This is a genomic window from Pseudoflavonifractor sp. An44, assembly GCF_002161675.1.
Taxonomy (GTDB): Bacteria; Bacillota; Clostridia; order Oscillospirales; family Oscillospiraceae; genus Enterenecus; species Enterenecus faecium.
In genome coordinates, this window is the sequence record NZ_NFIH01000023.1 from 1 (window position 1) to 13,181 (window position 13,181).

Here is a 13,181-nt window from a genome sequence, read left to right on the forward strand (position 1 = left end):
TGGCCGCTCCACCTACTGTTTAGATTTTAAACATAAATTCGATTTTTGCCCGCTTTTAGGGGGCTTGGGTTTGTGCGCCCTTTTTCGGAATGGTACTTAGACTACAATGTTTCAACCTTCCTGCCTTGTGTTCTTTGGGCGAATGAAATATAATAAAAAATATTATCAGAGGCATGAAGATGGCTGGGGTCTGGCTGATCCCCAAGGAGGCAGCCCAGCCCGCCGATATATGATATAAAGACCTGAAAGGAACAGAAGAATGAGGATATTAGTTGTGGAAGATGATTTAACCATACAGAAACAGTTAAAAAATCTCTTGTCTGGTAATGGATATGAGGTTGACACAGTTACCGATTTTTCAAAAGTGATTGAGCAGATAAAGGCTTTTGCCCCCCATTTGGTTCTGTTAGATATAAAATTGCCGGGAAACAGCGGTTTTGAAATTTGTTCACAAATCCGCAGCTTTTCCGATATTCCTATTGTGTTTGTGACAAGCAGTAACACGGATATGGATGAATTGAACAGTATCATGTTGGGCGGGGACGCATTTATTACAAAGCCTTATAATACAGCGATTTTGCTTGCAAAGATTGCTTCTTTATTGCGGCGGGCGTATGCTTCCGGGCAGACGGAGGTACTTTCATGGAGTGGTGCAGATTTACATTTAGAGAGCAGCTTTATAGAATACAATGGACAGAAAGCCGATTTGACAAAAAATGAGCTAAAAATACTCTACTATCTTTTTAAGAACGCAGGGAAAATATGTTCTCGCAGTGATATTGTAGATTTCCTTTGGGATAATCAGCTTTATGTTGATGATAATGCCCTAAGTGTGAATATGACCCGTATCCGTGAAAAGCTGGCGTCCATTGGATTGACTGACTTTATTAAGACAAAGCACAGGCAGGGGTACACATTATGAATGGCAAACAATATTTGAAAAATCAACTGCCTGTCATTTTAATCAATTTGCTGGGTATGCTGGCCCTTGCCCTGTTTTTAATTGCAAGTGGTAATAGTATTCAAACTGTCCTATTCATTCTTGTTGTCTGGCTGATTGTCCTTGCTTCATGCCTGCTGCTTTTCTACTTTTCCCGGAAAAAATATCTGGATAAATTGCTGGATATGACAGAGAAGTTGGATGAACGGTATTTGCTGCCGGAAATCATGCAGGAGCCAGAAAGAGCCGATGAACAGGTATTCTATCAGATTATGAAAATGGCTGAAAAATCCATGTTGGAACGGATCGGAGAAGTACAGAGGGAACGGAAAGAATATAAAGAATATATCGAACAATGGATACATGAAGTAAAAACGCCGATCACAGCTATAAAGTTGATTTGCGAGAATAACCGCTGTTCTTTTACCAGAGAGTTGATGGCAGAGCTGGAAAATATCAACCGCTTTACGGAGCAGGCTTTGTATTATGCCCGCAGTGAGCATACGGAAAAGGATTATTCTGTCCGTGAAATCAATCTTAGCGATGTGGTACACGGTGCAATCGCAGACAACAAATATCTTCTGCGGCAAAACAATGTGGCCGTTACCGTAGAGGATGTGGAGTACAGTATTTATTCAGACGATAAGTGGCTGCGGTTTATTTTAGACCAGCTTATTAGCAATGCAGTAAAATACCGTGCAGACCAGCCAGTGTTGAATTTTTTTACTGTAAAGGAAAATGATAGAATTATCCTGTCTGTTGAAGATAACGGTATAGGCATACCACAAAGCGATTTGCCCCGTATTTTCGAGAAAGGTTTTACAGGACAGAACGGACGGACAATCCATAGTTCTACCGGGATTGGTCTGTATCTTTGCAGGCGGCTTTGTGATAAGTTGGGAATAGGTATTTCAGCGAGTTCCGAAAGGAAAGGAACCGCCATTTCTCTTTCTTTCCGTATCAACGATTTTGTGGCTGGGGTGCAGGGCTGATATGCTCTGCACTTCTTACATTTCTGTAAGAACTGTGTAAGAAAACTTGATACAAAAGGCCCTGAATACGGATTACAATAAAGGCATGAAAGATTTAGAAAGGCAGGGGGACACATGGAACCTATTTTGAAATTGGAGCATATCCAGAAGTATTACGGCAACGAGGGAAACATCACAAAAGCCATTCAGGATATTAGTTTTTCCGTAGAAGCAGGTGAATTTCTGGGAATTATGGGAGCGTCCGGCTCCGGAAAAACAACATTGCTCAACTGTATTTCCACCATTGATACAGTAAGCGCAGGCCATATTTATTTGGAGGGGACAGACATTACAGAGATAAAACCGAAATCTCTTGCCCGCTTTCGCCGGGAGAATTTAGGGTTTGTATTTCAGGACTTCAATCTGCTGGACACACTGACGATCTCTGAAAACATTGCTCTGGCATTAGCAATCAACAAGACCCCGGCGAAAGAAGTCGAGCCTTGCATTATGGATATTGCCGGAAAATTGAACATCCGTGATATTCTGAACAAATATCCGTATCAGGTGTCCGGCGGCCAGAAGCAACGCTGCGCCTGCGCCAGAGCCATCATTAACAATCCAAAGCTGCTTTTAGCCGATGAACCGACCGGCGCATTAGACAGCCATTCCTCTCAAATGCTTCTGTCCACGATTCAGAGTATCAATGAGCAGATGGGAGCAACCATTCTCATGGTAACACATGATGCTTTCACGGCCAGCTATGCGAACCGTATTCTCTTTTTACAGGACGGAAAGATTTTTACAGAATTGCATAAAGGAAGCGACAGCCGGAGTGCTTTTTTCGATAAAATCCTGAATGTCCTTACCATGATTGGAGGGGGACAAAGCCATGTATGCTAAACTTGTTTTAAGAAATGCGAAGCGGTCTGTCAAAGACTATCTGGTTTATATCGTGACCATGACAATCTGCGTCACACTCTTTTATTCATTCCTGTCCATTTCCAGCAGCTACTATCAGCCGGATATAGGGAGTGAATACAATTTTACGGTATTAAGTGACGGGATGAAAGTGGCTATTTGTGTGATTACCCTCTTTCTGCTGTTTCTGATACGGTTTGTCAATAACTATATGCTGCGGCGTAAGCAAAAGGAATTTGCGGTTCAATCCATCATGGGAATGGAACAGAAAACCGTTGGCAGATTATTTTTTGCGGAAACCTTTGTAATGGGGATGATTTCGATTGCCATAGGAATTTTCCTCGGAGTGTTCTGTTCGCAGTTCATTACGGCAATGTTGCTGACTTCTTACGGGAAAAGCTATGAACTAACATGGACGCTGTTCCCGGATACGGTCTTGCTGACGGTGGGATTCTTTGTTTTAAGTTTTCTTGTGGTAGGGCTATTCAACACCCGTACTATTCGGAAAACAAAAATCATTGATATGCTTGCAGCAGACCGGGAAAATGATCCCGCACTGAAAAAAAGCCGTTGGATTGTAATTGCAGCAATTTTATTTGAACTGTTCACGGTATGGATGTGTGTAACAGGAGTGCAAAAGGTCTGGTTCTATTATGACAGCCGTTTTGCTATGCCGGTTCAGATCATGTTCTGGGGCAACATCATTTTACCGGCAGCCACTTTATTTTGGTCTGTATTGTGGCTTATCAGGGGGAAAAAATCAGGATTTCCTAAATTTGTTTTCGGGCTGCTGGTTTGCGCTGTCCTAAATGCCTGCATCGCAGCCAGCGTACCCGTCTTAGTCAATCAGTATTATCTTCCGCTGGGGGCTGGTACGGTCAACCAATACCTGCTATTTGTTCTGGTTGATTTGATTTTTTTCATTTGCTCCTTGATTTATCTTGCCAGCAGCTTCATCGTTGCATGGAAAGATAAATCGCCAGAGCATAGATACAAAGGCGAAAGCCTGTTCTTTTTCGGGCAGGTTATATCAAAGCTGAATACCACCAGTAAGACCATGACACTTATCAGCGTAACCCTTGTGCTTGCCATTTTCCTGTTTATCGCTGCCCCGATTTTGACCGGCTGGGCTTCGGGCTATCTGGATATACGGTCAATGTATGATGTGCAGATTTCATCCAGCTACAATGATGTATATGACGAAGAAAATCTTCCCAGCGATGATTATGAGATTGTAACAAACTACCTTACAGAACACGGCATTGAAACAGATTATGACTGCACATTTAACCTTTATCTGCCCCAAAAAGATGATTTTAACAATCGGGTTAAATATACTTTTCCTGTCATGGCAATTTCATTAAGTGATTACAACATGATCCGGGAAATGCTGGGATATGAGCCAATTTCCCTATCGGAAAATGAGTTCACAACTCAATGGCAGACCATCGCTACCGAAGAAGAACGGAATAGTTTTTTGACAGAGCATACCAGCGTAATGACAGATGCCGGAGAATTGACTATTTCCGGGCAGCCCTATTACGAGGAAGCAATCGGGGAAACAGTTTACAATTCTTACACAAATGTACTCTATGTATTTCCAGACAGTGTTTGTGAAAAGTTGCTTCCGGTTATGCGGAACCGCTATATTACTACGTCCAAAAGCATTTCTTATGAAAGCGCCCGCGAATTAGAGCAGGCTTTTTCAGACGAGTATCCAGAGATTACAGATACCGGCGTCAGCTATGCAATCCGTTTAAGCACCTTGCAGATCAACAGCACAAAGGCAAATAACTTTGTTGTGCAAGCCGCCATGCTGTACGGCGCTGTCGTATTGATGGTGATTTGCCTCACGATACTGTCTTTACAGCAGTTGTTAGACGCAGGTAAGTACAAATATCGTTTTTCTGTATTGCGAAAGCTGGGAGTTGAAGAAGCACAGATAGGAAAACTTGTGCTAAAACAATTAGGTATCTGGTTCGGACTTCCAATCATTGTAGCAATCATTGTTTCCACAGTTGTGATTGCGTACTTTATTCAAACAGTATCAGCAGAAATTTCAGCCTATATTGGATTTGGAACATTGATGATACAGATAGGTATGACTGTGGGTATTCTGCTATTATTACTGATTTGCTATTTTATCGCCACATGGATATTATTTAAGAGTTCTATTTCAAAATAGTTATCACATCTGCCGGACGGCGGCAAAGAAAAAGCAGTCATTTAGCAGACCTTTTCCCGTGCCGGATTACTATGCGGCGACTTTGAAAAAATCAAGGCCGCCGTTCTTTATGCCCTCATACGAAACGCCGTTTTGACGCTGGCGGGATCGGCTGCTTATGGCGGGAGCCGCCATGAAGCAAACAGTGTTTCTTTCCAAAAGACAGAACTACCACAACAAAATTGAAATCTGAAAGCACAGGCGGAAACGCCTTTTCCATATCTTCACGCTCTGTCACCACTTTTCCGGCCTGTATTTTGCGTACTTTCGCAACGACTTTGCGTGCATTATACGGAATTGTTCTTGGAATTTGTAGGACGCTCATTAACCAAACCGGCGCAGATCGTTGACATATTTTTATCTGCATGGGATTTTATGCGTGTTTATTCCCTGCTGCTAAAGATAGGTATTTTGCTACTGCTATTCAGCCTCTTTCTTCCGGCGCATCCGCACCGCGTCCAGAGGGATGACGGCGGCCTTAAACTACCATAGACATATTAAAAATATCTTTTACAAATAGCAAGAAATATGTTATACTGAAAAGCAGATTTTCGAGGAAGGCGGTGAGTAGATGGCGGGAAAAAGCAAATACACTTTTGAGAGCAAAATCCATGTGTACCGAGCAACCAAGCGAATGACCCAGCAGGAACTTGCCGATTTAGTCGGTGTGTCCCGCCAAACCATTATGCAGCTTGAAAGAAACCGTTATAACCCATCTATGCTTTTGGCATATAGCATTGCGAAAGTATTTGATGTAACGATTGAAGATTTGTTTGAGTTTCGGGAGGGAGAATAATGCAGAATTTTCTTGAACTATTATTCGATAGTCAAATTGCTCTAAGAGGTAATGTCATATTGGGATGTATATTATTAGCTATTTTCATTTTCTATTTTTTCTCTAAAGAAGGCCGTGATGAACGGGGACGAAAAATTATTGCAATCGCGGCTCTATGTTCATTTGTAACGCTTTTTGTTGTTCTTAATATGATACCTTTTTTTGTTACATGGATGATGGATAATGAAATTCGCCTTGCCAATGTAATACAATCCGCTTATACGATAGTTCTTTTAGTCGCGGATATAGCTATATTGATCGTGCGAAAACTGAAATTAAACTAAGAATTGAAACGCACACCCATAAAATCGGATTATTGGGTGTGCGTTTTATTCCTTACTTAAAGTATGAAATACTTGACATACAGAAAGAAATATGATATATTTTGGGTATGGCATGAAAGGCCAATCACGATTTTTGTTCAAGGAAAGGAGCGCACAAAATGGCTAAAGAGCGATTTGTAGAAACATACTCACAAGGAGTAACCAATGTACGGAAAATCATCGTTGATACGGAAACTGGCGTGAATTACCTTCTGATTTCTTCCAATATGACAACTGGCTGCGGCATAGCCGTTCTTGTCGATAAAGATGGGAAGCCCATTGTTACACCTATTGATGCGGAAAATCAGTAATTTCAAAGAGAGTTGACGGTCATGGGGCGACAGCAAGGAGTGCTGCCGCCCCATGTGATTATAATGCAGCTCGTCTGCCATCAACAGGGTGTGTTGAGAAAAAGTGTTATCCTACCTTACACTAAAAAATGCCGGATGCGGTGGCCTGCTGGCCCTGCGCCTGGCATTTTTCCACTGGGCCATTCCCGGCTACCACAATAAAAGTGAAATCTGAAAGCACAGGCGGAAACGCCTTTTCCATATCTTCACGACCTATCACCCCTTTTCAAGCCCCTATTTTGCGTACTTCCGCAACGGCTTTGCGTGTATTATACGGAATTGTTCATCGGATTTGTAGGACGCTCATTAACCAAACCGGCGCAGATCGTTGACATTATCTGCATGGGATTTCATGCGTGTTTATTCCCCGCTGCTAAAGATAGGTATTTGCTACTGCCGCTTGGAATGTTTTTCCAGCATGTAAGAATTTCTAAAGAGAAAATCCATTAAAGCATTTGCTAAAACAAAATATTCAAAGGAGGTGGGCAATGGCGACCACAAGGCTGATGCCCTTGCATATCGGAGAGGGCCGCTCCTTCTCTACCGCAATCGAGGACATCATTGATTATGTAGAAAATCCAGAGAAAACCGACTATGGGAAACTGATTTATGGATTTGAGTGTGATACCCGCACAGCGGATGCGGAATTTACCTTAGCTAAGCGGCAGTATATCAACCTGACCGGCAGAGTCCGGGGCGCGGATGATGTGATTGCCTATCACTTCCGGCAAGCGTTTAAGCCTAGTGAAGTGACGCCGGAGGAAGCCAATCATATCGGCCAGGAGCTTGCTATGAGGCTGACGAAGGGAAACAACGCTTTTATCGTCTGCACGCACATAGATAAGCACCATGTCCATAATCACATCATCGTGAGCGCGGTAAATCTGGAATGTAACAGGAAATTCCGTAACTTTTGGGGTTCCTCCTGGGCTTTGCGCCGGATCAGCGATAAGCTGTGTCTGGAGCATGGACTTTCTATTGTCGAAGATCCCAAGCCCAGCCGCAGCCACTATGGAAAATGGTTGGGGGATGGAAACAAACCGCTCTCCTTTCAGAATCAAATCCGGCAAGCCATTGACGCCGCCCTGGAGCGGCACCCCTCTACCTTTGAGGATTTCCTGAAAATTCTGGAAGCGTCCGGTGTAGAAGTCACCCGGCGCAGGAAATCTATTAACTTCCGTGTTCCAGGCCAAAAGAAGCCTACTCGCTGCAACACTTTGAAAGGCGATCATACCGAGCAGGCCATACGGGAAAGAATTGCCGGAACCTATATTTCCTCTGTTCAGCCCAAACGGTCCCATTCTTCGGTAAGGATGCTGATTGATATTGACGCCGCAATGCGTTCCGGCAAAGGCGCCGGTTATGAGCGTTGGGCCAAAGTGTTCAATGTGAAGCAGCTTGCGAAAGCTGTGGCTTACCTGAAAGAGCATGGGGATATGAGTTATGAGGACCTTCAAGCAAAGGCTCAGGCTACGACTTCCCGGTTTAATGAGCTTTCCACGCAGATCAAGGATATGGAGAGCCGTTTATCTCAAAATGGAGAATTGCAGAAACAGATCGTCAATTATTCTAAAACGCGGGCTGTCTATATCGAGTATCGAAAAGCTGGTTACAGCAAAAAGTTCCGGGCCGAGCATGAGGCTGACATTCTGATCCATCAGGCGGCAAAGAAATATTTTGACAGCCTGGGTGTGGAGAAACTGCCTACCATAAAGGCTTTGCGGGAAGAATATGCCGAAGTGCTGGAGGCCAAGAGAAAAGCCTATGCGGAATATAAGCAGGTACGGGAAGAAATGCGGGAGCTGCAGAATGTGAAAGCCAATATTGACTATCTGCTGGGTCCGTCTGCGGAAAGGACACAGGAAAAAGAACATTCATAAAGGCATGGTATAATAAAAAAGCAAATTCTTTTTCCAACTCCACCGAAACTCCACCTTCGTATGTTACACTACCTTTGGAGGTGCAAGCGATGTCAAAAATGATTTTGATTATAGAGGATGAAGAATCCATTCAGAATATTATCAAGGCGTTCCTAGAGGACGCAGGCTACACGGTGGTCCTGGCTGCTGATGGCCTGGAAGGAATCGAACAGTTCCGGGCGAACAAGCCAGACCTGGTGCTTCTGGATTTAATGCTCCCGAAAATTGACGGCTTTGCCGTGTGTGAGATCTTGCGGAAAGAGAGCCGGGTTCCCATTATCATGCTCACCGCATTGGATGATGACGACAGCCAGATGAAGGGCTTTGACGCCCTGGCAGATGATTACATCACCAAGCCCTTTTCCATGCCGGTTGTGATGAAGCATATCGAAGCGGTGCTGCGCCGGGCCGAACAGGGCGGCGCTGCGCCCAATACCGTGATCCGCTATAAGGAAATTACGGTGGATACGGACAGCCTTACCGTCCTTGTGGGAACAGAAAGCGTTTCCCTGACCACCAGGGAATTTGAGATTTTGAAGCTCCTTCTGGAGAACCAGGGCCGGGTGGTATCCAGGGAAAGGCTGCTGGATACGGTTTGGGGCTATGACTATATTGGCGATGAAAAAATCGTAAACACCCACATCAAGAACATCCGCAAGAAGCTGGGTGTGGACTACATAGAAACCATGAGAGGGGCGGGATATAAAATTGAGAAGGAAGATTAGTCAAAGCATCCAGGCCAAGACCTTTCTCAGTATGCTGGCGCTGCTGGTGGTCTGTTGCATTATCATTTACGGCATGGTGATGGTCTTCCTGCCGAGGAATTACCATACGGAACTGGAAGGACAGGTCACTTCCGATTTTTATGACTTGGTGGAGGTTCTGGAGCGGAATGGCTGGGAGGCCAGTTCGGACAGTCTTATGGAATTTTCCATGACGAACAACGCCTCGGTGGAAGTCAACGATGATTATGGAAATAACCTGTTCTCCGTGAATTTTGCCGACATGGAGAACATGGACACTTCTGCTCCCTCTATGAGCTGTTCCGCTACATTCCAGCAATGCGGGCAAACTTACCATGTATTTGCCAATGCTGCCCTGGTTGCGGTGGCGCAGTCCTATGACATCCTGCTGAAGCTCATCCCCTTTATTGCCGTTGTGATTCTGCTGATCTCCGTCATTGGGGCGGTGGTTTGTTCCCGGTACTACTCTAAGCCGCTGGTCAGTATCAGCAATGTGGCAAAGCGGATGACCACCCTGGACATGACTTGGAAGTGTGAAGTCAACCGAAATGACGAGATTGGCGTGCTGGCTACCAGCCTAAACGAAATGGCGGAGCAGCTCAACAATGCGCTGGCCAGCCTGCGGTCAGCAAACTGGCAGTTGAAGAAAGATATTGAGCGGGAGCGTGAGCAGGAAAAGCAGCGCGTGGAATTTTTCACCGCTGTCTCCCATGAGCTGAAAACCCCCATTGCCATCATCAAGGGGCAACTGGAGGGCATGATCTATCAGGTGGGCGAATACAAAGACCGCGATACTTACCTGCGCCGGTGCCTGAAAACCACCAATGACATGGAGGCGCTGGTCAAGGAGATTTTGTCGGCAGCCCGGATGGGCGGCAGCGACTTCCACCTGGAGCGCACCGACCTGGACATCAGCCAAATGCTGCGAAAGGTCTGCCAGCAGTTCCGTGGTCGGATGGAGGATAAGCAGATCGAGCTTCGCATGGACATCCAGCCGGAATACCACTACCAGGGGGACCGGCGGCTCATGGAGAAGGTGTTCACCAATGTAATTGGAAACGCCGTGGCCTATTCGCCGGTGGGCGCGGTGATTACTGTCACCCAAAAGGACGAGGTGTTTTCCGTGGAGAATACCGGCGTACACATTGCCGAGGAAGATTTGGAGCGTATCTTCACTCCCTTCTACCGGGTGGACAAATCCCGGAATCGGAACAGCGGCGGCAGCGGCCTGGGGCTGTATATTACCAAGACCATCCTGGATCACCACGAAATCATCCACAACATGGTGAATACGGAAAATGGCGTGAAGTTTACGGCATTTCTGTGGTAAATAGTACATTGGAAAATATCATAAGACTTTATAATTATTATGGCGGCATTAACTAACCATTAGTGCCGTCATTTTCTATGTAAGTCCTGTTAAAGGGCATGGGAAATGTGCCGGGAAAGTGAAGTTAAAAATATTTCACTTTCCCTATTGACAAGTGCGCCATGAGGTGATATATTTATAACACAAACAAGTTACAAATATTTCACTTGGAGGTCTTACATTATGAAAAACAAACCTATTAACTTGAGCGTCTGGATGTTCTCGAAAGCTATCCCTTCTGCCTTGCTGCTCCTGTATTACGGGATGTGTAGCTGGGGTGGATATGATCCCACACTCCGTTATCTGCAAGCGGTGTCTTTGGTTTTGGCAGGCGTTATCGTTCTGTGGCAGGTATCCTACGCTAAGAAGAAAAAACTCTTTGATGAGTTTGCGCGGGAAAATCTGAAAACCACAGATTCCATTTGCCTGAAAATCGCTTATGCGCTCATGGTCATTGCAGTGCTGGCCTGCGTATTCGCAGATTTCTCCGGGATTATCGCCGGGTACTTTGTTGTGGGTGGCATCCTCTTGTTGACAATCGTTAGAGCCGTTATCTTTGCGGTGATCGACAAGAAAGGGATGTGATACACTATGCTGAAAACGAAAATCAAAGAGTACCGGGAAAAAGCAGGTTTGAAGCAAAGCGAATTGGCGGAACTGGTTTCCGCCCGGCGGGAAACGATTGTCCATCTTGAAAACGGCAGATACAATCCGTCTCTTAAATTAGCTATGGATATTGCCCATGTGTTTCACGTCACCGTGGAAGAACTGTTTGAATTTACAGAGGAAGAAAGCTGATTGGAGGAAACGAAAATGAAATGCCCATACTGTGGTAAAGAGGAGTTCGTTACGGGAAAGCAAGGTGTGGCCTATGCTGGAATTACCGTGTCCTTGCTAAAAAGCAAGGCTGTATATCACGAAATCTGTGTGAGCTGTGGCACCATTGTACGATCTTATGTGAAAAATCCGGAAAATCTTCGGAAAGCACACAATTAAGTACCTATATAAGTGGTGGGCCGAGAGGTTTTCCTTGCGAAAGCCCCTCGGCTTTTTTCGCTCTATCGCCAACTCCACCTAAAAAATATCTCAACTCCACCTCAACTCCACCTTCGTAGTGTACCATAAGGGTGTTCCCGGCAGACGGGACACCACCGGAGCGAGAAACAGCTCCGGCGAAAAACTACGTTAGGAGGTACACAAGTGAACCCACTGGTTTTACTCAAAGGAAATGAGGTGGCTCAGACATGAACCTGTGCAAACGGGCCTGCCTGTATTCCATCCGCAAAAAGGGCAAGACCCTCACGCTGCTGGCGTTTCTGCTGGTCATGGCCACGTTAATGCTGACATGCCTTTCCATCCAATCGGCCACGGAAACAGCCAACGCCAATATTAAAAAAGCCCTGCTGGGCTATTTCACCATCAACGCCAAGACGCTGGAAAACGGCATCCCGGAGGATACGGTGAGCCAGATCCTTGATGTGGATGGTTTGAGCGGCAGGTACACCCTGCGCTCCTATACCTACGCTACTTACTTTGACGCAGACGGAGACCTTCTGGAGATCAACACCGAGGGCGCTGCCCAGGTGCCGGAAGGTTACGAGAACGCCGGAAAAATCGTGGCGAACTCCAATTCTCAAAATGACAGCTACTTCACGGATGGCGGCTTTGAGATGGTGGAGGGCAGCCCCATCACCACCGAAACCGGCAATCAGGTGCTGATCCATGAGAAATTCGCCCAACGCAACGGCCTGTCTGTGGGCGACACCATGCTGCTGGGGAATGTGGAGGATAAAGATAAGACCATCCCCGTGACGGTGGCCGGGATCTTCACCAACACCGAGGAACAGGATTCCATCGGCATGGCCCCGTCCTATGACCTTTATGACAACATCGTTTTCACCGACCTCTCCACCGCCTCTTTCCTGCTCTACGGCACCGAGGGAACCACCAATGTTCAGTACGGGGATTTCTATGTGAACGACCCGGACGAGCTGGAGCGCATTATGACTGATGTGCAGGAACTGGATGGCGTGGATTGGGAGAGCTGTACCCTGACCCGCTACGACAACGACTATCAAAACGCCAAGGCATCCCTGGAGGGCTTGCAGAACATCGTCTTTATCGCCATTGCGGTGGTATCGGTGATCTGTTTCCTGGTGCTGGCCCTGTTCCTGACGCTGCGGCTCCGTGGGCGTATCCATGAAACCGGCGTCTATCTGGCAATGGGTATTTCCAAAGGCTCGGTGCTGTTGCAATACCTGCTGGAAGTGATCCTTGTGGCGGCCATCGCCCTGGTGATTTCTTTTGGAACCAGCACTGCCATTTCCCATCAGATCGGGAGCAGCCTGCTCTCCCAGGTGACAAGCGAAACCTATGAAACGGTGGACTTGACCGGGGAAAGCGAAACTGCGGAAGAACCCACCGAGGATTTGGGCCTTGCCGAGATCGAGGTGGCTGTTTCCGCCGAGGATTACGCACTGGTGTGGGCTTTTGGTATGGTGCTGTGTGTGGCCTCTACCGCACTGGCGGCCTACCCGATCATGAAGATGAAGCCCAAGAGTATTTTGTCGCAGATGAGTTAAGGAG

General features: G+C 46.1%; 14 protein-coding genes. 13 read left to right on the plus strand and 1 reads right to left on the minus strand.

All coding sequences use genetic code 11. The annotated features are described in order from the left end of the window. The first annotated feature begins 259 nt into the window (after positions 1-259). From B5F98_RS10125 to B5F98_RS10140, 4 genes are all read left to right on the plus strand, one after another. Entirely contained in the window at positions 260-922 is a 663-nt protein-coding gene (locus B5F98_RS10125) for a response regulator transcription factor (protein WP_087372141.1), read from the plus strand. Beyond that, complete coding sequence (locus tag B5F98_RS10130; RefSeq protein ID WP_087372144.1) at positions 919-1,932, plus strand: sensor histidine kinase; 1,014 nt, start codon at positions 919-921, stop codon at positions 1,930-1,932. Before B5F98_RS10125 ends, B5F98_RS10130 begins: the two co-directional genes overlap by 4 nt. Positions 1,933-2,046: 114 nt before the next feature. After that, on the plus strand, positions 2,047-2,814 hold the full coding sequence (locus tag B5F98_RS10135) for an ABC transporter ATP-binding protein (RefSeq protein WP_087372146.1): 768 nt from the start codon (positions 2,047-2,049) through the stop codon (positions 2,812-2,814). Further along, complete coding sequence (locus tag B5F98_RS10140; RefSeq protein ID WP_087372149.1) at positions 2,804-5,017, plus strand: ABC transporter permease; 2,214 nt, start codon at positions 2,804-2,806, stop codon at positions 5,015-5,017. The genes B5F98_RS10135 and B5F98_RS10140 overlap by 11 nt, the downstream gene beginning before the upstream one ends. A 115-nt stretch (positions 5,018-5,132) precedes the next feature. On the opposite strand, the gene B5F98_RS12800 is transcribed toward B5F98_RS10140, so the two are convergent. After that, entirely contained in the window at positions 5,133-5,381 is a 249-nt protein-coding gene (locus B5F98_RS12800) for a hypothetical protein (RefSeq protein ID WP_143482781.1), read from the minus strand. A 246-nt stretch (positions 5,382-5,627) separates the two neighbouring features. On the opposite strand from B5F98_RS12800, the gene B5F98_RS10145 reads away from it, so the two are divergent. The 9 genes from B5F98_RS10145 (at position 5,628) to B5F98_RS10190 (ending at position 13,177) form a co-directional block, all read left to right on the plus strand. Continuing rightward, on the plus strand, positions 5,628-5,852 hold the full coding sequence (locus B5F98_RS10145) for a helix-turn-helix transcriptional regulator (protein WP_087257715.1): 225 nt from the start codon (positions 5,628-5,630) through the stop codon (positions 5,850-5,852). Continuing rightward, the gene (locus B5F98_RS10150) at positions 5,852-6,175 is read left to right on the plus strand and encodes a hypothetical protein (RefSeq protein WP_087372152.1); all 324 of its coding nucleotides are present in this window, start codon (positions 5,852-5,854) and stop codon (positions 6,173-6,175) included. Before B5F98_RS10145 ends, B5F98_RS10150 begins: the two co-directional genes overlap by 1 nt. A 158-nt stretch (positions 6,176-6,333) precedes the next feature. Then, entirely contained in the window at positions 6,334-6,525 is a 192-nt protein-coding gene (locus tag B5F98_RS10155; RefSeq protein WP_087372155.1) for a DUF6440 family protein, read from the plus strand. 527 nt (positions 6,526-7,052) lie between these two features. After that, positions 7,053-8,444, plus strand: a complete 1,392-nt coding sequence (locus tag B5F98_RS10160) for a relaxase/mobilization nuclease domain-containing protein (protein ID WP_087372158.1) — start codon at positions 7,053-7,055, stop codon at positions 8,442-8,444. An 89-nt stretch (positions 8,445-8,533) separates the two neighbouring features. Further along, complete coding sequence (locus B5F98_RS10165; RefSeq protein WP_087372161.1) at positions 8,534-9,208, plus strand: response regulator transcription factor; 675 nt, start codon at positions 8,534-8,536, stop codon at positions 9,206-9,208. Next, positions 9,192-10,556, plus strand: coding sequence for a HAMP domain-containing sensor histidine kinase (locus tag B5F98_RS10170; protein ID WP_206418136.1), 1,365 nt, complete (start codon positions 9,192-9,194; stop codon positions 10,554-10,556). The genes B5F98_RS10165 and B5F98_RS10170 overlap by 17 nt, the downstream gene beginning before the upstream one ends. A gap of 222 nt (positions 10,557-10,778) precedes the next feature. Then, entirely contained in the window at positions 10,779-11,180 is a 402-nt protein-coding gene (locus B5F98_RS10175; protein WP_087372166.1) for a hypothetical protein, read from the plus strand. Positions 11,181-11,186: 6 nt separating this feature from the next. Next, positions 11,187-11,393 carry a helix-turn-helix transcriptional regulator gene (locus B5F98_RS10180; protein WP_087372169.1) on the plus strand — a complete coding sequence of 69 codons (207 nt, stop codon included), beginning with the start codon at positions 11,187-11,189 and terminating at the stop codon, positions 11,391-11,393. Between the two features lie 446 nt (positions 11,394-11,839). Further along, positions 11,840-13,177, plus strand: a complete 1,338-nt coding sequence (locus B5F98_RS10190; protein ID WP_087372172.1) for an FtsX-like permease family protein — start codon at positions 11,840-11,842, stop codon at positions 13,175-13,177. The last annotated feature ends 4 nt before the right edge of the window (positions 13,178-13,181 follow it).

Coding starts and splice junctions, on each gene's coding strand:
- B5F98_RS10125 (WP_087372141.1), top strand. CDS start 260: ATGAGGATATTAGTTGTGGAAGATGATTTAACCATACAGAAACAGTTA.
- B5F98_RS10130 (WP_087372144.1), top strand. CDS start 919: ATGAATGGCAAACAATATTTGAAAAATCAACTGCCTGTCATTTTAATC.
- B5F98_RS10135 (WP_087372146.1), top strand. CDS start 2,047: ATGGAACCTATTTTGAAATTGGAGCATATCCAGAAGTATTACGGCAAC.
- B5F98_RS10140 (WP_087372149.1), top strand. CDS start 2,804: ATGTATGCTAAACTTGTTTTAAGAAATGCGAAGCGGTCTGTCAAAGAC.
- B5F98_RS12800 (WP_143482781.1), bottom strand. CDS start 5,381: ATGAGCGTCCTACAAATTCCAAGAACAATTCCGTATAATGCACGCAAA.
- B5F98_RS10145 (WP_087257715.1), top strand. CDS start 5,628: ATGGCGGGAAAAAGCAAATACACTTTTGAGAGCAAAATCCATGTGTAC.
- B5F98_RS10150 (WP_087372152.1), top strand. CDS start 5,852: ATGCAGAATTTTCTTGAACTATTATTCGATAGTCAAATTGCTCTAAGA.
- B5F98_RS10155 (WP_087372155.1), top strand. CDS start 6,334: ATGGCTAAAGAGCGATTTGTAGAAACATACTCACAAGGAGTAACCAAT.
- B5F98_RS10160 (WP_087372158.1), top strand. CDS start 7,053: ATGGCGACCACAAGGCTGATGCCCTTGCATATCGGAGAGGGCCGCTCC.
- B5F98_RS10165 (WP_087372161.1), top strand. CDS start 8,534: ATGTCAAAAATGATTTTGATTATAGAGGATGAAGAATCCATTCAGAAT.
- B5F98_RS10175 (WP_087372166.1), top strand. CDS start 10,779: ATGAAAAACAAACCTATTAACTTGAGCGTCTGGATGTTCTCGAAAGCT.
- B5F98_RS10180 (WP_087372169.1), top strand. CDS start 11,187: ATGCTGAAAACGAAAATCAAAGAGTACCGGGAAAAAGCAGGTTTGAAG.
- B5F98_RS10190 (WP_087372172.1), top strand. CDS start 11,840: ATGAACCTGTGCAAACGGGCCTGCCTGTATTCCATCCGCAAAAAGGGC.